Source organism: Micromonospora citrea (assembly GCF_900090315.1).
Taxonomy (GTDB): domain Bacteria; phylum Actinomycetota; class Actinomycetes; order Mycobacteriales; family Micromonosporaceae; genus Micromonospora; species Micromonospora citrea.
Genome location: NZ_FMHZ01000002.1, coordinates 2,107,173 through 2,129,056 on the forward strand (window position 1 = coordinate 2,107,173; position 21,884 = coordinate 2,129,056).

Sequence of the window (21,884 nt, forward strand, 5' to 3'; positions counted from 1 at the left end):
CGCCCGACCGCGCCGCCCACCCGCGCCGCGCGCCAGGCGGTTCGGACGGGCAGGTCCCGGCGGCGACGCCGGACGCGTGCCGGCGGGGTGGTCCGGCTCAGCGGGCGTGCCGGCGGGGGATCTCGGTGTCCGGGGCGGGGGTGGGGCGGACCGGACGGTAGCGGGCCAGCCAGGCGACGAGTTCCCCGGCCGGCATGGGCCGGGCGTAGAACCAGCCCTGCGCGGCGTCGCAGCCGGCCGCGTGGAGCATCCGCCAGGTGCGCTCGTCCTCCACGCCCTCGGCGACCACGCGCAGCCCGAGCGCCTTCGCCAGCCCGATCGTCGACTGCACGATGGCCGCGTCGTCGGCGTCGTCGGCCATGCCCAGCACGAAGGAGCGGTCCACCTTCACCTCGGACAACGGCAGCCGGCGCAGGTGTTGCAGGGAGGAGTATCCGGTGCCGAAGTCGTCCAGCGCGATGCCCACGCCGATGCGGTGCAGCCGGGTGATGGTGGCCAGCACCCGGCGGGGGTCGGCCATCAGGGCGCCCTCGGTGATCTCCAGTTGCAGCCGCTGCGGCGGCACGCCGTACCGGGCGAGCCGGTCGGCGATCTGGTCGGCGATCTCGCCGGTGTGCAGGTCCCGCACGCTGACGTTGAGCGCCGCCGGCAGGCCGATCCCGGCGGCCGACCACTTGGCGAGCTGCTCCACCACGTCGTCCACCACCCGGCGGGTCAGCAGCCGCATCACCGCGCTCTGCTCGGCGACCCGGATCAGCTCCTCCGGGTCGACCATCCCCCGGCGCGGATGCCGCCAGCGAAGCAGCGCCTCCACGCCGACCACCTCACCGGTCGCGATGGCGACCTGCGGCTGGTAGTACATGGTGATCTCGCCCGCGTCGGCGGCCGGGCCCGGCTCCGCGTCGCGCCCCCGGCCGGGCCCCGGTTCCGCATCCCGCCGCCGGCCCGCGTCCTGCCGGGCCCCCCGCCGGCCCGCCGGGTCGCCGTCGCCGGGCGTGCCCTGCCGGCGTACACCGACGCCGGTCTCCCCGGCCGCGCGCGCGGACCGCTCGCGGCGGGCGGGCCCGTCGCCCCGGTCCGGGCCGGCCTCGCCGACAGCGGTACGGCGGCGGATCGGGTCGGCGGCGGTGACGATCTGGTTGATCAGCTCGTCGGCGTGCGGCGGCCCGGTCCGCTGCCGGCGGCGGCGCAACCGCCACCGGCCGGACCCGGCGTCCGGGCGCAGTCCGGTCGGGTCGGCCGGCAGCTCGGCGCCGTCCCCGCCGCGCGCGCCCACCGCCGCCGTGGCCGCCACCACTGCGCCACCACCCACGCCGGGGAGGTCACCGCCAGCGTCGGCCGGGACCTCACCGGCACCGGCCGTACCGGCCACCGCCGGGCCGACCGCCTGCCCCGGCCGGCCTGCCTCCAGGACCCGGCGCAGGTCCGCGAGGAGGCCCAGCCGCTCGGCCGAGTTGTGGTCGGACTCGGCCGTGTAGACCGCCACGGTGTCGTTGCGGTGCTTGGCGTCGTACATCGCCACGTCGGCGTGGCGCATCAGGGTCGCGAAGTCCTCGCCGTGCTCGGGGAAGATCGCGACGCCGATGGAGCCGCCCACGTCGAGCGGCAGCCCGTCCAGGGAGACCGGTTCGGCCAGGGCGCGGACCACCCGGTCGGCGAGGTCCCGGGCCTCGCCGGCGTCGGTCAGCCCGGTCATCACGATGGCGAACTCGTCGCCGCCCAGCCGCGCCACCATGTCGTCCCCGACCACCGTGGTCAGTCGGGCGCTCACCTCGACCAGCAGCCGGTCGCCGACCGCGTGCCCGAGGGCGTCGTTGACGTTCTTGAACCGGTCGAGGTCGATCAGCAGCAGCGCCAGACGGGCGCCCGGCTCGCCGCGGGCCGCCCGTTCGGCGTGCAGGTGCACCCGCTCGCCGACCTCGGCCAGCAGCGCCTTGCGGTTGGGCAGGCCGGTGAGCGGGTCGAGGGAGGCGAGCTGCTGCTGCTCCACGCTGAGCCGGGCCATCCGGTAGACGGCGAACAGCGGCACCAGCACCAGCGGGATCAGCGCCGCGCTGGCCCGCGCCGCGGCGACCAGCACCGGGGCGAGCAGCAGCAGGGAACCGGTGGAGAGCAGTTCGAAGCCCAGCCCCTGCCGCAGGCTGGGCCACCAGCGGTCGCCGAAGCGCAGCCGGACGGCCGCGCTGACCAGCGCGTAGTTGACGGCGAACCAGGCCAGCGTCGCGCCACCCACCGCCGCCACGTCCGTCCAGCTCAGCATGCCCCCGTCGAAGATGCCACCGGGCCCGAGCCAGGTGACCGCGTACGCGGCGGCCAGGGCGCAGGCGTACTGGCCGGCGTTGAAGGCCGTCCGCCAGGGGGCGTGCCCCATCCGCCAGCCGGACACGACGACGGCCACCGCCTGCACGGCGACGGCCGGGCCGAGCCCCCAGCCGAGCAGGATCGCGAAGGTGAAGCAGGTGGACGGGAAGACCGCCGAGGTCTGCCGGCGGCCGGGCGGCACGAACGGGCGCGCGTCGCAGCCGACCGCGAGGGCCGCCATCACCCAGAACGCCGCCGGCAGCTCCGGCAGCGCGTCCGGAAGGGCGAGCAGCGGGCGTACGCAGACCAGCACGGCCAGCGCGACCACCGAACCGACGAACGCGAAGAAGGGTCGCCCCCGGTCGGGCGGAACGGAGTTTCGCAGGTCGGCGGCCTCCATCACACCTCCCGAGGGCTCGGTCCACGAGGGCGTGACCCGCTGCACGCCGTGTCGTCAATGAAACGCCCTTGACGGCGCAATGCCCGACACGACAGTCGCGAATCGGTCGTAGTCGTAATTAAGTTGGTATCCGGGCCGCTTCCCCCCGCCGCGCGCGTCGTCAGGACTCGATGCGGGCGACCTCCCGGGCCGCGTCCGGGCCCGTGTCCAGCAGCGTCCGGAATCCCTCCTCGTCGAGGACGGGCACCTTGAGGCTGGCCGCCTTGTCGGCCTTCGAACCCGGGTTGTCGCCCACCACGACGAAGGAGGTCTTCTTGGAGACCGAGCCGCTCACCTTGCCGCCCCGGCCCTGGATCTCCTCGGCGGCCTGGTCGCGGCTGAACCCGGCGAGCGTCCCGGTCACCACCACGGTGATCCCCTCCAGCGGGCGCTGCCCCTCGTCGACCGCCTCCTCGGCCATCCGTACGCCGGCCTCGGCCCACTTGCGGACCACGTCGCGGTGCCAGTCGACGGCGAACCACTCCCGGATGCTCGCCGCGATGGTCGGGCCCACGCCGTCGACCGCGGCGAGCTCCTCCTCGCTGGCCTTGTCGATCGCCTCGACGGAGCGGAAGTGCCGGGCGAGCGCCCGCGCGGCGGTCGGCCCGACGTGCCGGATGGAGAGCCCCGCCAGCACCCGCCACAGGTCGCGCTCCTTGGCCACGGCGAGGTTGTCGAGCAGCTTGGCCGCGTTGCTGCCGAGGCTGCCGTCCTTGTTGACGAAGAAGGGCGACCGGGCGAGCTGCTCGGCGTCGAGGGCGAACAGGTCGCCCTCGTCGGTGATGATCTGGCCGTCGAGCAGCGCCGCGGCGCTCTTGTAGCCGAGCGCCTCGATGTCGAACACCTTGCGGCTGGCGAGGTGGAAGACCCGCTCCCGCAGCTGACCGGGGCAGGTGCGGGAGTTGGGGCAGCGGATGTCGACGTCGCCCTCCTTGGCCGGCGCAAGCGGCGAGCCGCAGGCCGGGCAGGTGGTGGGCATGACGAACGGCCGGGCGTCGGCGGGGCGCAGGTCGACCACCGGGCCGAGCACCTCCGGGATCACGTCGCCGGCCTTGCGCAGCACCACCGTGTCGCCGATCAGCACGCCCTTGCGCTCGACCTCCCGGGCGTTGTGCAGGGTGGCGTACGCGACGGTGGAGCCGGCCACCTTCACCGGTTCGAGCAGGGCCCGGGGGGTGACCCGGCCCGTACGCCCCACCTCGACGTCGATGTCGAGCAGCTTGGTGGTCACCTCCTCCGGCGGGTATTTGAAGGCGATCGCCCAGCGCGGCGCCCGGCTGGTCGAACCGAGCCGGCCCTGGATCGCGACCGGGTCCACCTTGACGACCACGCCGTCGATCTCGTGCTCGACGTCGTGCCGGTGCTCGGCGTAGTGGGCGATGTATTCCGCGACGCCGGCCAGGTCGGGCACCACGCGCCAACGGTCGCTGGTCGGCAGCCCCCACGCCTTCAGGGCCGCGTAGGACTCTGACTGGGCGGTCGGCTGGAAGCCGCGGCGGGCGCCGATGCCGTGCACCACCAGGCGCAGCGGGCGGGACGCGGTGATCCGCGGATCCTTCTGGCGCAGGCTTCCGGCGGCGGCGTTGCGCGGGTTGGCGAACGGGGCCCTGCCCTGCTCGACCAGCCCCGCGTTGAGGTCGGCGAAGGCCGCCACCGGGAAGTAGATCTCGCCTCGGACCTCGACGAACTCCGGCACGTCGGGGAACTCGTCCGACGGCGTCAGTCGGCCCGGGACGTCGCGGATGCTGCGCACGTTGGCGGTGACGTCCTCGCCGGTGCGGCCGTCGCCCCGGGTCGCCGCCCGGACCAGCCGCCCGCGCTCGTAGGTGAGGTTGATCGCCAGCCCGTCGACCTTCAGCTCGCACAGGTAGGGCACCGGCCCGCCCGCGTCCCGCTCGACCCGCTCGGCCCAGGCCGCCAGCTCCTCGTCGGCGAAGGCGTTGTCGAGCGAGAACATCCGCTCGGCGTGGGTGACCGGGGTGAAGTCGGTGGAGAAGGTGCCGCCGACCCGCTGGGTCGGCGACTCGGGGGTGCGCAACCCCGGGAACTGCTCCTCCAGCGCCTCCAGCTCCCGCAGCTGACGGTCGAACTCGGCGTCGGAGACGGTCGGCGCGTCCAGCACGTAGTAGCGGTACTGGTGCTCCGTCAGCTCCTGGCTGAGCGTGGCGTGCCGGTCCCGCGCCTCTGGGGTCGGCTCGGCGCCGGCCGCCGCCTCCTGCGCCGGAGTGACCTGCTGAGGGGTGGGTTCCTCGGACACCGTGCGACCTCCCGTGTTTCCGCTACCCCGGCACCGTAGCGGGCCGGTCGGACAATCCGCCGGCCACCCGCCGCGCCCGAGCGGCGACCCCGCCGCCGACGTGCGAGGATCGCCGGACGGCGGGGCACGGCCGGGGCGGCCCGCCGCGCCCACTGGCGAGACGGGGGTACGGATGCCCGAATGGCTGCTCTGGGCGGCGGCGGTCGTGCTGGCCGTCGCGGCGGGCTGGGCGTGGAGCGAGTGGCGACGCGGCGCCCGTGGCGGCGCCCGTGGCGGCGCCCCGCGCCGGCCGGAGCGACCGCGCACCCGGCCGGGCCGGGGCCCGGCGTCCCGGGGCGGCCCGGGCCGGTCCTCCGCGCCGCCCCGGCCGCGTACCGCCGAGCGGGCGCCCGCCGACGCGCCGCGCCCGGGCGACATCTGGTGGGCCGAGGTCCCGTACGCCGACGGCACCGGCTCGAAGGTGCGGCCGTGCCTGGTGCTGCGGGCCGACGCGCGGGGCGCCGACGTCCTGAAGATCACGAGCCAGGACAAGAGCGCCCGGGACGACCACGTGCGCATCCCGACCCGGGAGTGGGACCCGGACGCCGACCACGACAGCTTCCTCGACCTGGCCGAGCCGGTCCACGTCCCGCTGGCCGACTTCGCCCGCCGCGCCGGCGCCTGCGACCCCGCCCTGTGGCGGCGCGTGCGCCGGCTGCCCCACCTCCCCGGCGCCTGACCCGCCGCGGGGCCACGCGGGGACGCGGGTCCGCCCGGGTGCCGACCGCCCGCGGAGCGCACAGGCGGGTGCCCCGCCGCCGACGTCACGACCAGCGGCGCAAGTGGCAGCGCCGCCAGCAGCGGCACCGTCGACTTCAGCAGGCCCGGCCCCCCATGCCGGCGGCCGGCGGTCGGTCCCAGGCGTGGGCGAGGGCGCCGAGCTGGTCGGCGTACTCGATGCGGGCGGACCAGGCGGCGGGCCAGGCCGGCATCCCCAGGGCCGCGCCGACGAAGGCGCCGGCCAGCGCGGCGATCGAGTCGGAGTCGCCGGCGGTGGTGGCGCCCCGGGCCAGCGCGGCGACCGGGTCGTCGGCGTGCCGGATCGCGCAGAACAGGGCGGTGGCCAGCGCCTCCTCGGCGATCCAGCCCTCCCCCGTGTGCCGGCACGGGTCGCCGCCGTCGTCGGGGCCGGCGAGCGCGGCGTCGAGGCGGCCGAGGACGGCCAGGCACTCGTCCCAGCCGCGCGCGATGAAGTCCTGCGGCGTGTCCACCCCCGGGCGCTGCCAGAGGTCGCCGAGCCAGTCGGCGCGGTAGACCCGCCGCTGGCCGCGCGCCCGGTCCGTGAGCAGCCGCGGCAGCTCCGCCGGCGTCGCGCCGTCGCGCAGCAGCCGCACGGCGTACGCGGTCAGCTCGCTGGCCGCCAGGCCGGTCGGGTGGCCGTGGGTGAGGCCCGCCTGGAGCTGGGCCAGCCCGGCGAGCGTGTCCAGGTCGACGTCGACCAGGCCGACCGGGGTGACCCGCATGTTGGCCCCGCAGCCCTTGGACCCGGCGACCGTCGCGTCCTGCCAGCGGACGCCCCGCCCGAGTTCCGCGCAGGCGCGCAGGCAGGTCATCCCCGGCGCCCGGTTGTTCTCCGGGCTGGCCGCCCAGTCGAGGAAGCGTCGCCGCAGCAGCGGCTCGACGGCCTCGGGCGTGAGCGTCGGGGCGTCGTGCAGCGCCCAGCCGACGGCCAGCGCCATCTGGGTGTCGTCGGTCACCAGCGCCGGGTCGCCGTCGAGCTCGCGCGGCCCGGCCGGACCGTGGCGGCGGACGATCTCGGCGACGGTCAGGAACTCGGTCGGCTTGCCCAGCGCGTCACCGTAGGCGAGGCCGAAGAGGGAGCCGGCGGCCCGGCGGAGCGAGGTGTCGATCATTCCCGCGATCATGCCGCCCGGGCGCAACCCGCACCAGCGCGGCGGACCGGCGGAAGATCAGTCGGAGAACACCAGGCAGAACGGATGACCGGCGGGGTCGGCGTAGACCCGGAAGCCGTCGCCCTGACCGGGCAGCCGCCGGGCGCCGAGCGCCAGCGCCCGCTTCTCGGCCTCCTCCACGTCCTCGACCTGCACGTCGAGGTGGAACTGCTGGGGGCGCGCCGGGTCGGGCCAGGACGGCGGACGCAGGTCGAGCGCCCGCTGGAAGGCGAGCCGGTGCCCCGAGCCGGCGAGCACCACCCAGCCGTCGTCGCTGGCGCCGGGGTCGAGGGGCAGGCCCAGCAGCTCCGAGTAGAAGTCGGCCAGTGCCCGGGGGTCGGGGCAGTCGATGACGACGGTGCGAAGCTGTCCGATCATGCCGATCATCTGCCCCGCCCGTACGACGGGAAACCTCAGTCCTCGGCGAGCCGCCGCCCGGCGTCCCGGCAGGCGGCGAGCACCGCGCGGGCGTACTGCGGGGTGGCGCCGGCGAGGCCGCAGGCCGGGGTGACCACCACCTGCTCGGCCAGTTGCCGGCGCGGGAAGCCGAGGCGGTCCCAGAGCCGGCGTACCCGGTCGGCGACCTGCGCGGAGGTGGGCGCGCGACCCGGGGCCGGCGGGCGGGTGGGGGCGGCGCCGGCCAGCAGGCCGAGCCCGGCGTCGATCGCCTCGCCCAGCGGGTCGAGGTCGGTGACGAGGTCGAGGTCCAGGGCCACGCCGGCGGCGCCGGCCGACCGGATCAGCTCCACCGGAACGTCCGGCGCGCAGCAGTGCACCACGACCGGCACCCCGGCCGCCTCGACGACAGTGCGCAGCAGCGAGGCGGCGGTGCCCGGCTCCATCGCCCGGTACGCGCCGAACCCGCTCTCGGTGGGCACCCGGCCGGCGAGGACCGTCGGCAGCGACGGCTCGTCGAGCTGGAGCAGCACGGTGGCGCGCGGCAGCCGGCGGGCGACCGCCGCCACGTGTCCGCGCAGCCCTTCCGCGAGCGAGCCGGTGAGGTCCCGCACCGCGCCGGGGTCGCGCAGCATCCGGCCCCCGATCGGCAGCTCCAGGGACGCTGCCAGGGTGAGCGGGCCGCCGGCCTGGACCTTGACCGGCCCCGCGTACTCCTCGGCCTGCTCGGCGAGCTGGTCGAGGTCGCGTTCCATCAGGTCGCGGGCGCGGCGCAGGTCCCGCCCGGGGCGCGGCGCGACCCGCCACCGGGCGGCGTACAGCTCCACCGGCAGCTCGACCAGCAGGCCGGCGGTGCGGCCGATCAGGTCCGCGCCGGGACCGCGGGCCGGCAGCTCCGGCAGGTGGGGCAGCGCGGGAAGCTCGCCGAGGACGATCCGCTGCGCCTCCGCGATGTCGGTGCCGGGCAGGGAACCGATGCCGGTCGCCGCGCCGGCCGGCCAGGGCCACGCCTGATCTGTCACGGCCGAAGACTAACCGGCGCCCGGACGGCCGGAACGCTCAGCCGGCGATCGTCACGGAGCCGGGCACGACGTCACCGCCCGGGTCGGGGGCCGACAGGCGACGACCGCTCAGCCGGCGATCGTGGCCGAGCCGAGCACGACGTCACCGCCCGGGTCGGGCCGGTAGGCGACGATCGCCTGACCGGCGGCGACGCCGCGCACCGGGCGGCGCAGCTCGGCGCGGAGCCCGTCGGCGGTCAGCTCGACGGTCGCCGGCACCACGTCGCCGTGCGCGCGCAACTGCACCTCGCACTCCAGCGGCCCGTCCGGGCGGGGGCCGCCCGTCCACACCGGGCGCTCGGCGCGTACCCGGGAGACCTCCAACGCCTCGGCCGGACCGACCGTCACGGTGTTGGTCTTCGGCGTGATCGAGAGCACGTACCGGGGGCGGCCGTCCGGCGCGGGCCGGTCCAGGTGCAGGCCGCGCCGCTGCCCGACCGTGTACGCGTACGCCCCGGTGTGGCTGCCCACCACGGCCCCGGTGGCCGCGTCCACCACCTCGCCGGGGGCCTCGCCGAGCCATTGGGCGAGGAAGCCGCGCGTGTCGCCGTCGGCGATGAAGCAGATGTCGTGCGAGTCGGGCTTGTCGGCCACCGCCAGTCCCCGCCGGGCGGCCTCCTCGCGGACCTGCGCCTTCGTCGAGTCGCCGAGCGGGAACATCGACCGGTCCAACTGCTCGCGGGTGAGGACCGCGAGCACGTACGACTGGTCCTTGGCCTCGTCGACGCTGCGGCGCAGCAGCCCGTCGGCGCCGAGCCGGGCGTGGTGGCCGGTGACCACGGCGTCGAAGCCCAGGGCCACGGCCCGGTCCAGCACCGCGGCAAACTTGATCTTCTCGTTGCAGCGCAGGCAGGGATTCGGCGTACGGCCGGCCGCGTACTCGGCGACGAAGTCGTCCACCACGTCGGCGTGGAAGCGGTCGGCCATGTCCCAGACGTAGAACGGGATGCCGATGACGTCGGCGGCCCGGCGCGCGTCGCGGGAGTCCTCCAGGGTGCAGCAGCCGCGCGCCCCGGTGCGGTACGTCTGCGGATTGCGCGCCAGCGCCAGGTGCACGCCGGTCACGTCGTGCCCCGCCGCCACGGCCCGCGCCGCCGCGACCGCCGAGTCGACCCCGCCCGACATCGCCGCCAACACCCTCACCGGCCCACTCCCTTCACCCCACCGAGCCTATCCCCGCCCCCACCCACCCGACCTCCCCCGCCCCCGCGCCCCGCCCGCCCCGCGCCCCTGCGGGCGAACAGAGCGGCGATCTTGCACTTCTGCCCCGACAAAAGGCGTGAATGCCGCGATCCGGGGGCCGAAAGTGCAAGATCGCGGCAGAGAGGGGGCGGGCGGGGCGGGGTGGGTCAGCGGGGGGTGCGGAGGGCGGCGGCGCGGCGGGCGCGTTCGACGGTGGCGGGGAGGGCCGCGATGAGGGCGTCGACGTCGGCGGGGGTGCTGGTGTGGCCGAGGGTGAAGCGCAGCGAGGAACGGGCGCGGTCGTCGTCGGCGCCCATCGCCAGCAGGACGTGCGACGGCTGGGCCACCCCTGCGGAGCAGGCCGAGCCGGTCGAGCAGGCGATCCCCTGGGCGTCGAGCAGGAGCAGCAGGGCGTCGCCCTCGCAGCCGGGGAAGGAGAAGTGCGCGTTGCCCGGCAGCCGGTCGGTCGGGTCGCCGTTGAAGATCACCTCGGGCACCGCGTGCCGGACCCGCTCGACCAGGTCGTCGCGGAGCGCCGCGATCCGGGCCGCGTACTCCTGCTGGCCCTTGACCGCCGCCTCCACGGCGACGGCGAAGGCGACGATGCCGGCGGTGTCGAGGGTGCCCGAGCGCACGTCGCGCTCCTGGCCGCCGCCGTGCAGCAGCGGGGTGGCCGGCACGTCGCGGGCGAGCACCAGCGCGCCCACCCCGGTCGGCCCGCCGAGCTTGTGCCCGGTCACGGTCAGCGCGGCGACGCCGCTCGCGGCGAAGTCGACCGGGACCTGCCCGACCGCCTGGATCGCGTCGGTGTGGAACGGCACCCCGTGCTCGGCGGCGACGGCGGCCAGCTCGGCGACCGGCTGCACGGTGCCCACCTCGTTGTTGGCCCACATCGCGGTCACCACCGCGACCCGGTCGCCGTGGGCGGCCAGCTCGGCGCGCAGCTCGTCGGGGCTGAGGCGGCCGGCGGCGTCCACCGGGAGCCAACCCACCCGGGCGCCCTCGTGGTCGACCAGCCAGTCCACCGCGTCGAGCACCGCGTGGTGCTCGACCGCGCTGGAGACCACCCGGTCCCGCCGCGTGTCGGCCCCGCGCCGGGCCCAGAAGATGCCCTTGACCGCGAGGTTGTCGCTCTCGGTCCCGCCGCCGGTGAAGACGACCTCGGAGGGCCGGGCGCCCAGCGCGGCGGCCACCCGCTCCCGGGACTCCTCCACCCGCCGCCGGGCCCGGCGGCCGGCGGCGTGCAGCGACGACGGGTTGCCGACCTCGCGGGCGGCGGCGACGTACGCCTCCAGTGCCTCGTCGAGCATCGGAGTCGTCGCCGCGTGATCCAGGTAAGCCATCACCGCTCAGCCTACGGGCGGATCGTGGCGGGCCGGATGCCGGAGTGCCCCTGCCACGACCTCGCGTGCCGGAACCGGGCGGGGAGGACGTTCCTCCCCGCCCGGCGCGCGGGCCCGGTCGGGGTTCCGGGTCCGGTCGGGCGCGGGCGCCCACGGGTGGTGCCGATCGGGCCGGAGCGGCCGGTCGCCAGCCGGCCGGTCGGCGGGGCCCCGGCCGGTCAGGCGGGCACCGCCGTCACGACGATGTTGTCGCGGTACTTGCGGGCCTTCGCGTCGAACGGCCCGCCGCAGGTGATCAGGGTCAGCCGCGGCTTGCCGTCGCGGGCGAAGTAACGCTCCAGCGGGATCCTGGTCTTGTCGTACTCCTCCCGGGCGACGACCCGGTACCGCCGGGCCTTGCCGTCGCCGCCGGTGGCGGTGATGGTGTCGCCCTCGTCGAGCTCCCGCAGGCGGTAGAAGGCGCCCCTGCCCTGCGTGGCGCTGTCCACGTGGCCGGCGACGACCACCGAGCCGGCGTCCGCCTCCAGGCCCGGCCCGTACCGGTACCAGCCGATCTGGTCGACGCTGGGCGGCACCTCGAACTCGTTGGTGCGCTCGTTGATGCCGACCGCGTTCACCGTGGCGGTGACGTCGATCGCCGGGATCGCCAGCCGTACCGGCGGGACGGTCTTCGTGCCGGCCGGCAGGTCGCCCGGGGCGACCGGGACCGAGGCGGCGTCGCCGACGGTGACCGACGGGGCGGGCGTGGCGCTGGCCAGGGCCGCCGCCTCGTCGGCGCCGACGTCCTCGGCCGGCCGGGAGCCGCAGGCGACCACGGTGGCGACGGTGAGCGCGGCGGCGCCGGCGGCCATGGCCGCCAGCGCCCCGCGGTGGCGCACCGTCACCTGCGACCGGTCCGGGCGGTGGCCACCCGGGCCCCGCCGCCGACCAGCAGGAGCGCGCCGGCGCCGGTCAGCACGTACCACCAGGTGTCCACGCCGGTGCCGGCCTGGCCGCCGTCGCCGCTGGGCACCCCGGCCGGGGCCGAGTGCAGGCCGGTGATGGTCTGCGCCACGACGCCGAGGTTCTTCGCGTCCGCCGACCCGATGGCGTACACGATCGTCGCGGTGCCTTCCTTCAGGTCGAGGTCCGCCGGGCCGATCGCCACGGTGTCGGTGCCGGCGAGCACCACGTCGGCCTTGACGGCGCCCGCGTCGACGTCGCCCTTGGCCTCGTTCGGGTTGGTGAGGTCCTCGAAGACCGGGGTTCCGCCGGCGCGCACGTCCACCGCCGGTGCGGCCGCGGTGTGCCGGACGATCAGCCGGGCCTTGCCGGCGGCGACCTTGCCGGTGTCGTTGACGAACGGCGTGATCTTCGGCTTGCCGGCGGCGTCGAGGTGCGCGGCGATGCTGATGTTCGCCCCGCCCGGCACGGCGGCGTCGTCCACGGTGAGGATCGCCTGGGCCACCGGCTCGCCGGGCCTGGTCAGGGCGATGTCGTACGCGCCCTCCTCCAGGTTCAGCGGGCCGGCCACGTCGCCGGGCTTGAAGTTGTCCAGCGTCTTCTCACCGTTGACGTACACGTCGACCGGGGTGTCCGGGATGCCGTGCACCACGGAGACCTTGGACGTGGCGGCGTACGCGGGGGTGGCGGCGAGGGCGCCGACTCCGACGAACGTGAGCGCGGCGACCGCGCCACCCGCGGCGACCCGGCGGAAGTACGAGAGCTCCATGTCTGCCTCCTGGTGATTGGTACTGGTTCGTCAGGAACGGTGTGCAGAACGGGTTACGCCGGGTTCGCCGCCGCCGGATGCGCCCGGAGGCAGTTTCTTTTTCTTCGCCGGTTCCGCATCCGGGTGCCGCCCGCCGAGCGAAGAGCAGGCGAGGACACCCGACGGGAAAGGTGGGGCGATGGCTGTGGGAGCTACAGTCGGGCATGCCCCATGGAAGGCGAGCCGGCCCGTGACGACGTCGCCAGAGCCGGCGCCACCCGACGACCTGGCCCTCCGCTTCCGCGCCGGCGACGAGCTGGCGCTGCGGGAGGCGTACGACCGCTACGGCCGGGCGGTGCTCCATCTGGCCGTGAGCACGCTGGCCAACCGCAGCGACGCGGAGGACGTGACCCAGGCGACCTTCGTCGCCGCCTGGCTGGGGCGGGACACCTTCGACCCGGCCAAGGGGTCGCTCGTCGGCTGGCTGCTCGGCATCGGCCGGCGCAAGGTGATCGACCGGCTACGGGCGTCGGCCCGGGAGACCCGGGTGGTCGAGACGGTCCGGCAGCTGCCGGAGCCGCGGCCGGCCGGCCCGGATCCGGACGCGGTGGTCGACCGGCTGGTGGTCGCCGACGAACTGGCCCGGCTCCCCGACGACCAGCGGCGGATGCTGGAGCTGGCGTTCTTCGACGACCTCACCCACCAGCAGATAGCAACGGTGACCGGGGTGCCGCTCGGCACGGTGAAGAGTCACATCCGGCGCGGCATGGCGAGTCTGAAACGCAGATGGGAGGTGGACGGTGTCGCACCTGGACCACGACCGGCTGGTCTTCCTGGCGCTCGGTGAGAGCGCGGCGGACGCCGGGGAGAGCACCCACCTCGACACCTGCGAGCACTGCCGGGCGGAGCTGGGCACCCTCCGGCACGTGGCCGGCCTCGGCGTCGGCACCCAGGGTCTGCAGGCCCTGCCCGACCCGCCGGAACACGTCTGGCAGGGCATCGTGGCGGAGATCCGCGCCGCGGAGGCACTGCCCTCGCTGGCCGGCCCCCGTGCGCCGCACCCGGCGGAGGACGCCGACGTGGTGGAGCGGAACGACCGTGCGGAGATCCGCGCCGCGGAGGCACTGCCGTCGCTGGCCGGCCCCCGTGCGCCGCACCCGGCGGAGGACGCCGACGCGGTGGAGCGGAACGACCGTGGCCAGGCCCGCCGCGAGGGCGACGACGGGCCGGCCGCCCCGCAGCGCACGGGCACCGTCCTGGCGCCGCCGCACCGACGCGGCCGCTGGTCGCGCTGGGCGGTGACCGCCGGGACCGCGGTGGCCGCCGCCGTCCTCGGCGTGGTCGGCACGCTCGCCGTGGTCGGTCCGTCCGAGCCGGGCCCGGCACCGACCCCGCAGCGGGCGGTGCTGGCCAGCGCCCCGCTGAAGGCGTACGGCTCGACGCCGCCGGACGCCAACGGCGAGGCCCGGGTGTTCGACGACGGCAGGCTGCACCTGCACGTGACGAATCTCCCGGACGTCGCGGGGTACTACGAGGTCTGGCTCATCAACCCGCGCGACATGAAGATGTTCTCGGTCGGTGTGCTCGGCGACGAACCGGACGAGCTGCTGCCGTTGCCACCGAACGTCGACCTTCAGGCATACTCGGTTGTCGACGTTTCCGCCGAGGCGTACGACAACAACACGGCCCACTCCGGCAAGAGCCTGCTGAGGGGCTCCCTGACGGGCTGATCGGCGGGCCGGCTCAGCTCCCCGGCCCGCCGATCAGCTCCCCACCCGGCGGCACGGCCGCCGGCCCGGCGACTCAGCCGAGCCGGCGGCCGAACCGGCCGAACCGCTTGTCGAGCGCCACGATGGCGGAGACGACGACGGCGATCCCCAGGATCCGCAGCCACGCCTCCCCGCCGATGGGCGCCGTCCGGAACAGGTCGTTCATCGCCGGCAGGTAGGTCAGGGCGAGCTGACCGAGTGCCTGCGCCAGCACCCCGACGATCAGCCAGCCGTTGCTGAACAGGCCGAGCCGCCACGGCGACCGGGTCAGCGACCGGCAGCTGAACAGGTAGAACGCCATCACGGTGACGAAGAGGTTGACCGCGGCCGTCCGCGCCTGCGCCAAACTCGCCCCGCCGTCCAGCTCCCACTCGAACAGCCACCAGGCGCCCACCACCAGCAGCGCGGAGACGAGCAGGACGCGGACGACGAGCGCGACGGTGAGCAGGGGCTGTCTCGGGTCGCGGGGCGGCCGGTCCATGATTTCGGGCTCCTTGGGCTCGAAGGCGAGCGTCAGGCCGAGGAGGACCGCCGTGGTCATGTTGATCCAGAGGATCTGGCTGGGCAGGATCGGCAGCGCCGAACCGAGCATGATCGCGACGAGGATGACCAGTCCTTCCGCCGCGTTGGTGGGCAGCGTCCAGGTGATGAACTTGGTCAGGTTGGCGAAGACGCCCCGCCCCTCCGACACGGCGGACTCGATGGTGGCGAAGTCGTCGTCGGTGAGCACGACGTCGGCGGCCTCCTTGGCCACCTCCGTGCCGCTGCGCCCCATCGCGACGCCGATGTTCGCCTGACGCAACGCCGGGGCGTCGTTGACGCCGTCCCCGGTCATCGCCACCACCTGGCCGTCGGCCTGCAACGCCTCCACCAGCCGCAGCTTCTGCTCGGGCGAGACGCGGGCGAAGACCGACGCCTGCCGCACCGCCGCGGGCAGCTCCCCGGGGGGCAGCGCCGCCAGGTCGGCGCCGGTCAGCACGTCGCCCGGGCCGGGGGCGGTACGCAGCAGCCCGAGGCGGGCGGCGATGGCGGTGGCGGTGGCCAGGTGGTCCCCGGTGATCATCTTGACGTCGATGCCAGCCCGGTGGCAGGACTCGACGGCCGCGGCGGCGGCGGCCCGGGGCGGGTCGAGCATCGCGTGCAACCCGGTGAAGACGAGGGTGCCGGCCAGTTCCTCCTCGACGAGCCCGCCGGTCGGGCCGGCCGGCCGCATCGCCGTGGCGAGCACCCGCAGCCCTTCGGCGGCCAGCTCGTGGGCGGCGGCCAGCACGGCGGCGGCGTCCAGCGGCCCGGTGGAGCCGTCGGCGCGCAGCGCCGCGCCGGACCATTCGACGACCCGTTCCACCGCCCCCTTGACGAGCACCACCCGCCCGCCGTCGCGCCGGTCGTGCAGGGTCGCCATGTACTGCCGTTCGGAGGTGAACGGGACGCAGTCCACCCGGGGCAGCTCGGCGGCGACCTCGTGCGCGTGCAGCCCCACCTTGGCGCCCACCACCAGCATCGCCCCCTCGGTGGGGTCGCCCAGCACCGCCCAGCGGCCGTCCTGCTCGTCGAGGCGGGCGTCGTTGCAGCCGACGCCGGCCAGCAGCGACCAGCGCAGCGGGCCGGCCTCCCCGGTCGGCGCCGGGCCGCCCTCGGCGTCCCGGATGTCGCCGCTCGGGGCGTAGCCGGCCCCGCTGACCTGGTAGCGGCCCTGCGGGGTCCAGAGCAGCTGGACCGTCATCTGGTTCTCGGTGAGGGTGCCGGTCTTGTCGGTGCAGATCACCGTGGTGCTGCCCAGCGTCTCGACCGCCGGCAGCCGCCGGATCACCGCCCGGCGGCGGGCCATCCGGGACACCCCGATCGCCAGGGTGATCGTCACCGCGGCGGGCAGTCCCTCCGGGATCGCGCCCACGGCCAGCGCCACGGCGGCGGTGAACGTCTGCCCGGCGTTCTCACCCCGGGCCACGCCGACGGCGAAGGTCACCGCGGCCAGGAACAGGATCGCCACGGTGAGCAGCCGGCTGAACCGGGCCAGCTTCACCGTCAGCGGCGTGTCCAGCACCCGCGCGCCGCCGACCAGCCGGTGGATCCGGCCGAGTTCGGTCTCCGCGCCGGTGGCGACCGCGACGCCGACGGCTGTGCCGCCGGTGAGCAGGGTGCCGGAGTAGAGCAGGTTGCGGCGGTCCGCCACCGGCGTCTCCGCCGGCACGACCACCTCGTCCTTGCGTACGGGCAGCGACTCGCCGGTCAGCGCGGACTCGTCGGCCCGCAACTCGGCGGCGCGGACCAGCCGCAGGTCGGCGGGGACCTTCTCCCCCGCCTCCACCAGCACGAGGTCGCCGGGGACCACGTCGTCCGACGGCACCCGGCGCTGCCGACCGGCGCGCAGCACCCGCGCCTCGGTACGCACCATCGCCCGCAGGGCGTCCAGCGCCGCCTCGGCCCGGGACTCCTGGAGGAAGCCGACGACGGCGTTGACCAGCACCACCCCGAAGATCACCGCCGAGTCGACGTACTCGGCGAGCAGGAGGGTCACCACGCCGGCGGCGACCAGCACGTAGATCAGCGGGTTGTGGAACTGCCGCAGCAGGCGGCGGAGCACCCCGCCCCCGGCCGCGCTGGGCAGCACGTTGGGCCCGTAGCGCGTCAGCCGGGCCGCGGCCTCCTCGTCGGTCAGCCCGCGCTCGGTGTCGGTCTCGAGCAGCAGCACGACCTCGTGCGCGGCGAGGGCGTGGTGGCCGCCCTCGGGCGCGGCGGGCGCGTGGTGGTCGCCCGCGGGCGTCCTGGCCGGCATGGGCACACTCCTGTTCGCGAGGCGGCGCGCGGATACCCGGGAAGAACCTCCATCGTCGCAGAGCGGCAACGGGCCGCGGGGCGTTCCGCCGCCCGCGGTCCCGGCACGGCGAGGGCCGGGAACCTCGCGTTCCCGGCCCTCGTTCGGGCGTGAGCGTCAGCTCACTTGCGCTTGCGGATCTCCTCGGCGGCCTGCGGGACGACCTTGAACAGGTCACCCACCACGCCGAAGTCGGCCAGCTCGAAGATCGGCGCCTCGCCGTCCTTGTTGACAGCGACGATGGTCTTCGAGGTCTGCATGCCGGCCCGGTGCTGGATGGCGCCGGAGATGCCGAGCGCGACGTAGAGCTGCGGGGAGACGGTCTTGCCGGTCTGGCCCACCTGGAACTGGTGCGGGTAGAAGCCGGAGTCGACGGCCGCGCGGGACGCGCCGACGGCGCCGCCGAGCAGGTCGGCCAGCTCCTCGACCAGCTTGAAGTTGTCGGCGTTGCCGACGCCGCGACCGCCGGAGACGACCACGCCGGCCTCGGTGAGCTCGGGGCGCGAGCCCTTCTGCTCGGCGACCCGGTCGACGACCTTGGCCAGCTTGTCGGTGTCGGCGACCGACACGGTGAGCTGCTCGACGGCCGGGGTGGCCGCAGCCGGGGTCGGGTTGACCGAGTTCGGCCGGACGGTGACCAGCGGCAGGCCGCGGGTGACCTTGGACTTGACGATCGTGGAGCCGGCGAAGGCCACCTGGGTGGCGGTGCCGTCGGCCGCCAGGCCGACCACGTCGGTCAGGATGCCGTTGTCCAGCTTGACGGCCAGGCGGGCGGCGATCTCCTTGCCCTCCTGCGACGAGGCGAGCAGCACGGCCGCCGGCTGTACCCGCTTGACCAGCTCGGCCACGACGGTGGCCTTGGGGGCCACCAGGTAGCCGTCGATCTCGTCACCCTCGGCGGCGTAGATCTTCTCCGCGCCGTACTCGCCCAGCTTGGCGCTCAGCGCCTCGGCGGCACCGGCGCCGCCGAGCACGACCGCGCTCGCGGTGCCCAGCTCGCGAGCGAGGGTGAGCATCTCCAGGGTGACCTTCTTGACGCCGAACTCCCGGGTGGCTTCGACGACGACGAGAACCTCAGACATGTCCAGACCCCTCACACGAACTTCTCGGTGGCGAGGAACTCGACCAGCTTGACGCCGCCGTCGCCCTCGTCGGTGATCTTCGCGCCGCCGGAACGCGGCGGGCGCTTGGTGTGCTCCAGCACGGCGCTCGTCGCGCCCTCGAAGCCCACCTCGGCCGGGGCGACGCCGAGGTCACCCAGGGAGAGCGTCTGCACCGGCTTCTTCTTCGCGGCCATGATGCCCTTGAAGGACGGGTAGCGCGGCTCGTTGATGGTGTCCCAGACGGAGACCACGGCGGGCGTGGCGGCGGTGACCACCTCGTAGCCCTCCTCGGTCTGCCGCTCGACGGTCAGGGTCGAGCCGTCGACGGTGAGCTTGCGGGCGCCGGTCAGCGCCGCGACGCCCAGCCGCTCGGCGATCATGTGCGGCATCACCTGCACCCGGCCGTCGGTCGACTCGGCGCCGCAGAGCACCAGGTCGGCGCCCAGCTGGCCGAGCGCGGCGGCGAGCACCTTCGAGGTGGCCACGGCGCAGGACCCGTGCAGGGCGTCGTCCACGACGTGCACGGCCTTGTCGGGGCCCATGGAGAGCGCCTTGCGGATCGACTCGGTCGCCCGGTCCGGACCCATGGTCAGGACGGTGACCTCGCCCCCGTGGGCCTCCTTGATCTTCAACGCCTCCTCGATGGCGTACTCGTCCATCTCGTTGATGACGTTGTTCGCCGAACCGCGGTCGACGGTGTTGTCGTCAGTGCGCAGGTTGCGGTCCGCGCCCGAATCGGGCACCTGCTTGACAAGTACGACGATGTTCATCGCGCTTCGACGACCCTCCTGTTTGGTGTAGCGATCACTCGCCCGGTCACGGGCGCAGCCTCCCGCGTGACGTGACGCCGGTCAACCACGGGCTGCTGTGCAGTTGCCCACGACGCAATGTTACCTGCCAGTAGCATCCACCTCCGGCGACCTCGGGGTGACACAGCTCACCGCGGGGTGCGCGGGCGGTAACCTGGCAAATCGGGAGGTGTCGTGAAATGTCAGAATTCCCCGCCGGCACGCCGCGCGACGCACCGCGGCGCCCCTGCCGCAGGACGCGCCCCGAGGCGTACCGGTGCGCCTGCGGACGCCTGCGCGACCGGTGCGTCCGGGCCGCCGTCCGGGCGCTCTGGACACCGTCCCGGCGCACCCCGGCGGCCCGGGTCACGCCGACGGAGCCAGCGCGGCCCTGATCCGGTCGATGGCCGCCGCCTCGGCCGGAGCCACGCCCCGGTGCGCCCCGGCCACCCGCTCGGCGGCGGTCAGCACCACGTCGCGGTAGGTCGCCACGTCCCCGGGCGACTTCTCGCACAGGATCTCGATCGAGCGGCCCAGCGCCGGCAGCACCACCGCCTCGATCTCCAGCGCCGAGTCGCGCGGCAGCTTCGGCAGCGGCCCGCTGGTCAGCGCCTCCTTCACCACCCCGCTCGTGTCGGCCATGGCCCCGGAGGCGGCGAAGCTCTCCCGGAACAGGGCCAGCATGCCCGGGTCGGCGTTTGCCACCAGGAACACCGCCCCGAACGCGCCCGTCTTGAGGGTCAGCCGCTCCTCGGCCGTCAACCGCTGCTCCATGATCACGGAGTGTAGACGTACGGAGTGGTGGTCGTGACCGGGACGAGGCCGAGCCGCTGGAGGATCGGCCGGCTGTCGTCGGAGGCGTCCACCTGCAACAGCGTCAGGCCGCGCTGGGCGGCGAGCCGGGCCCGGTAGGTGACCAGCGCCCGGTAGACGCCCCGGCGGCGCCACGGGGCGAGCGTCGAGCCGCCCCAGAGCGTGGCGAACCCGGTCCCCGCGACGTAGCGCACCCAGCCCGCGCTCACCACCTCGTCGCCCGCCTCGGCCACCACCACGGTGATCGACTGCGGGTCGGCCGCGATCTCCCGCTCCAGCCCGCTCGCCAGGTGGCTGCGGTCGGCGTTCCAGACCGCCTCCTCCATCGCCGCGATCCGGTCCAGGTCCGCGCGGGCGGTCACCTCGCGCAGGCGTACGCCCTCGGGAACGACCGGGAGCGCGGCCGCGAGCGGCGCGACCGGGCCGATCACGACGGTCTCCCGCTCCTCCGGCACGAACCCGGCGGCGCGCAGCCGCTCCGGCAGGTCCGCCGGCTCGTCGTGGCCGTGCAGCTTCCACTCCACCGACTCGCCGCGCGCCCGGAAGAACTCCACCTGCCGGGCGATCAGCGCGTCCAGCGCCGCGCCGGTCAGCCCGCCGAGGTCGCGGTAGCCGAGGAAGCCGCCGTGGTCGAGGCCGAGGACGCGGACCAGCGGGCCGTCGCGCTCCACCGTCACCCCGGCCGGCAGCGGGTCGGGCACCCGCGCCCGCAACTGGTTGTCGTACGCGTTGCGCAGTGTCGTCGCGGCAGGATCGGTCACCGTTCCAGGCTACGACCGGCCGGAAGCGGATAATCGGCCCGTGTGGCAGGCGATCCGACGATGGTTCGACCCGCGCGAGCTGCGCTCGGTCGGCAGTACCCCCGACTACCGCTTCTCCCTGGCCAACGAGCGCACCTTCCTGGCCTGGCTGCGTACGGGGCTGGCGCTGGTCGCGGGCGGGCTCGCCGCCGCCCAGTTCCTGCCGCCCCTGCCGCTGGCGCACCTGCGCGAGGTGATCGCCGTCGCGCTGCTGCTGCTCGGCGGGGCGGTGGCGGTCCGGGCGGTCGACCACTGGGCGCGTACGGAACGGGCCATCCGGCTCGGCGAGGAGCTGCCCGCCTCCCGCTTCCCGGCGGTGCTCGCCCTCGCCGTCGGCCTCGGCGCGCTGCTGCTGGTAACGGCGGTGCTGGCCCGGGCGGTCGGCGCGCCGTGAGCGGCGCGGGGCGGACGCCGCCGGACGGCCCGGCCCGGGACCCGGGGCTGCAACCGGAGCGGACCCGGCTGGCCTGGCGGCGCACCGCCCTGGCGCTCACGGTGATCATGGTGCTGACCGTGCGGCTGGCGCTCACCGGCCCGCCCGCCGGCGGGACGCTCGGCGCGCTGGTCGCCGGCGTCGCCGTGCTCGGCTGGGGCGCGGCGCTGGCGGTCTGCTGGCGCCGGGCCACCGGTGCCGGCCCGGCGCCGGGCTACGGGCGGGCGCTGCCCCTGGTCGCCCTCGCCACCGTCGGCTTCGCGCTGCTCGGCACGCTCCTGGCGGCGCGCGGGCTGGGTTGACGGCACCGGGTGCGCCATCATTGACGCATGGCCCGGCTGTATGTCCTCCTCTTCCTGGCGCAGATCGTCCTCGCCGTCTGCGCGCTGATCAGCTGCCTCTCCGCAGAGGAGGGCGAGATCAAGGCCCTGCCCCGCATCGCGTGGGTGCTGATCATCCTGTTCTTCCCGCTGCTCGGCTCCCTCGCCTGGTTCTTCGCCGGCCGCGAGCGCACTCCCGGCCAGCCCGGCGGCGCGCCGAGGGGCCGGATCCTGCCGACCCGGGAACGGCCCCGCCCGGTCGCCCCGGACGACGACCCCGAGTTCCTCCGCTCGCTCGGCGAGCGCTCGCGGCGGGACGACCAGGAGCTGTTCCGCCGCTGGGAGGACGACCTGCGCCGCCGCGAGGACGAGCTGCGCCGCCGCGACGGCGAGCCACCGCGCGAGGAGGACCGCCCCGAGGGCTCCACCCCGGGCGCCTGAGC

Annotated in this window: 20 protein-coding genes; 6 read left to right on the forward strand and 14 right to left on the reverse strand. The window is 75.4% G+C overall.

All coding sequences use genetic code 11. The features are described from left to right. Positions 1-97 precede the first annotated feature (97 nt). Together GA0070606_RS09670 and ligA are read right to left on the reverse strand one after the other, a co-directional pair. Positions 98-2,701, reverse strand: a complete 2,604-nt coding sequence (locus GA0070606_RS09670) for a putative bifunctional diguanylate cyclase/phosphodiesterase (protein ID WP_091096944.1) — start codon at positions 2,699-2,701, stop codon at positions 98-100. Positions 2,702-2,861: 160 nt separating this feature from the next. Further along, positions 2,862-4,997 (reverse strand): NAD-dependent DNA ligase LigA, encoded by a 2,136-nt coding sequence (gene ligA / locus GA0070606_RS09675; protein ID WP_091096946.1) that lies wholly within the window; start codon positions 4,995-4,997, stop codon positions 2,862-2,864. A gap of 172 nt (positions 4,998-5,169) precedes the next feature. On the opposite strand from ligA, the gene GA0070606_RS09680 reads away from it, so the two are divergent. Continuing rightward, the gene (locus tag GA0070606_RS09680) at positions 5,170-5,715 is read left to right on the forward strand and encodes a type II toxin-antitoxin system PemK/MazF family toxin (RefSeq protein ID WP_091096948.1); all 546 of its coding nucleotides are present in this window, start codon (positions 5,170-5,172) and stop codon (positions 5,713-5,715) included. A gap of 136 nt (positions 5,716-5,851) precedes the next feature. On the opposite strand, the gene GA0070606_RS09685 is transcribed toward GA0070606_RS09680, so the two are convergent. The 7 genes from GA0070606_RS09685 to GA0070606_RS09715 form a co-directional block, all read right to left on the reverse strand. After that, complete coding sequence (locus tag GA0070606_RS09685) at positions 5,852-6,889, reverse strand: ADP-ribosylglycohydrolase family protein (protein WP_176737280.1); 1,038 nt, start codon at positions 6,887-6,889, stop codon at positions 5,852-5,854. Positions 6,890-6,946: 57 nt separating this feature from the next. After that, complete coding sequence (locus tag GA0070606_RS09690; protein WP_176737281.1) at positions 6,947-7,306, reverse strand: VOC family protein; 360 nt, start codon at positions 7,304-7,306, stop codon at positions 6,947-6,949. Between the two features lie 35 nt (positions 7,307-7,341). Then, on the reverse strand, positions 7,342-8,346 hold the full coding sequence (locus tag GA0070606_RS09695; RefSeq protein WP_091096954.1) for a methionine synthase: 1,005 nt from the start codon (positions 8,344-8,346) through the stop codon (positions 7,342-7,344). A 108-nt stretch (positions 8,347-8,454) separates the two neighbouring features. Further along, complete coding sequence (mnmA, locus tag GA0070606_RS09700; protein ID WP_218106001.1) at positions 8,455-9,528, reverse strand: tRNA 2-thiouridine(34) synthase MnmA; 1,074 nt, start codon at positions 9,526-9,528, stop codon at positions 8,455-8,457. A 206-nt stretch (positions 9,529-9,734) separates the two neighbouring features. Continuing rightward, positions 9,735-10,910, reverse strand: a complete 1,176-nt coding sequence (locus GA0070606_RS09705; RefSeq protein ID WP_091096957.1) for a cysteine desulfurase family protein — start codon at positions 10,908-10,910, stop codon at positions 9,735-9,737. A gap of 218 nt (positions 10,911-11,128) precedes the next feature. Further along, positions 11,129-11,794, reverse strand: coding sequence for a class F sortase (locus GA0070606_RS09710; protein WP_091096959.1), 666 nt, complete (start codon positions 11,792-11,794; stop codon positions 11,129-11,131). After that, positions 11,791-12,621, reverse strand: a complete 831-nt coding sequence (locus GA0070606_RS09715; RefSeq protein ID WP_091096961.1) for a DUF4397 domain-containing protein — start codon at positions 12,619-12,621, stop codon at positions 11,791-11,793. The genes GA0070606_RS09710 and GA0070606_RS09715 overlap by 4 nt, the downstream gene beginning before the upstream one ends. Positions 12,622-12,799: 178 nt before the next feature. Between GA0070606_RS09715 and GA0070606_RS09720 the strand changes: the two genes are divergently transcribed. Together GA0070606_RS09720 and GA0070606_RS09725 are read left to right on the forward strand one after the other, a co-directional pair. Beyond that, on the forward strand, positions 12,800-13,447 hold the full coding sequence (locus tag GA0070606_RS09720) for an RNA polymerase sigma factor (RefSeq protein WP_091096963.1): 648 nt from the start codon (positions 12,800-12,802) through the stop codon (positions 13,445-13,447). Further along, positions 13,401-14,330: an anti-sigma factor gene (locus GA0070606_RS09725; RefSeq protein ID WP_091096964.1), complete on the forward strand. Its 930-nt coding sequence runs from the start codon at positions 13,401-13,403 to the stop codon at positions 14,328-14,330. Before GA0070606_RS09720 ends, GA0070606_RS09725 begins: the two co-directional genes overlap by 47 nt. Positions 14,331-14,403: 73 nt before the next feature. Here the strand turns inward: GA0070606_RS09725 and GA0070606_RS09730 are convergent, their stop codons facing one another. The 5 genes from GA0070606_RS09730 to GA0070606_RS09750 form a co-directional block, all read right to left on the reverse strand. Then, entirely contained in the window at positions 14,404-17,145 is a 2,742-nt protein-coding gene (locus tag GA0070606_RS09730; protein WP_091096967.1) for an HAD-IC family P-type ATPase, read from the reverse strand. A gap of 161 nt (positions 17,146-17,306) precedes the next feature. Continuing rightward, the gene (locus GA0070606_RS09735) at positions 17,307-18,266 is read right to left on the reverse strand and encodes an electron transfer flavoprotein subunit alpha/FixB family protein (RefSeq protein ID WP_091096969.1); all 960 of its coding nucleotides are present in this window, start codon (positions 18,264-18,266) and stop codon (positions 17,307-17,309) included. 11 nt (positions 18,267-18,277) lie between these two features. Next, a complete protein-coding gene (locus GA0070606_RS09740; protein ID WP_091096970.1) occupies positions 18,278-19,057 on the reverse strand; it encodes an electron transfer flavoprotein subunit beta/FixA family protein in 780 nt (259 codons plus the stop codon). A gap of 384 nt (positions 19,058-19,441) precedes the next feature. Next, a complete protein-coding gene (locus tag GA0070606_RS09745) occupies positions 19,442-19,849 on the reverse strand; it encodes a hypothetical protein (RefSeq protein WP_091096972.1) in 408 nt (135 codons plus the stop codon). 2 nt (positions 19,850-19,851) lie between these two features. Further along, positions 19,852-20,649, reverse strand: coding sequence for a GNAT family N-acetyltransferase (locus tag GA0070606_RS09750; RefSeq protein ID WP_091096975.1), 798 nt, complete (start codon positions 20,647-20,649; stop codon positions 19,852-19,854). A 40-nt stretch (positions 20,650-20,689) separates the two neighbouring features. Here GA0070606_RS09750 and GA0070606_RS09755 point away from each other — a divergent pair, with 40 nt between their 5' ends. The 3 genes from GA0070606_RS09755 to GA0070606_RS09765 are packed head-to-tail and all read left to right on the forward strand — an operon-like array spanning position 20,690 to position 21,882. Further along, complete coding sequence (locus GA0070606_RS09755; RefSeq protein ID WP_091096977.1) at positions 20,690-21,082, forward strand: YidH family protein; 393 nt, start codon at positions 20,690-20,692, stop codon at positions 21,080-21,082. Beyond that, complete coding sequence (locus GA0070606_RS09760) at positions 21,079-21,423, forward strand: DUF202 domain-containing protein (protein WP_091096979.1); 345 nt, start codon at positions 21,079-21,081, stop codon at positions 21,421-21,423. The genes GA0070606_RS09755 and GA0070606_RS09760 overlap by 4 nt, the downstream gene beginning before the upstream one ends. Positions 21,424-21,450: 27 nt before the next feature. Continuing rightward, positions 21,451-21,882 (forward strand): PLD nuclease N-terminal domain-containing protein, encoded by a 432-nt coding sequence (locus GA0070606_RS09765; protein WP_091096981.1) that lies wholly within the window; start codon positions 21,451-21,453, stop codon positions 21,880-21,882. The last annotated feature ends 2 nt before the right edge of the window (positions 21,883-21,884 follow it).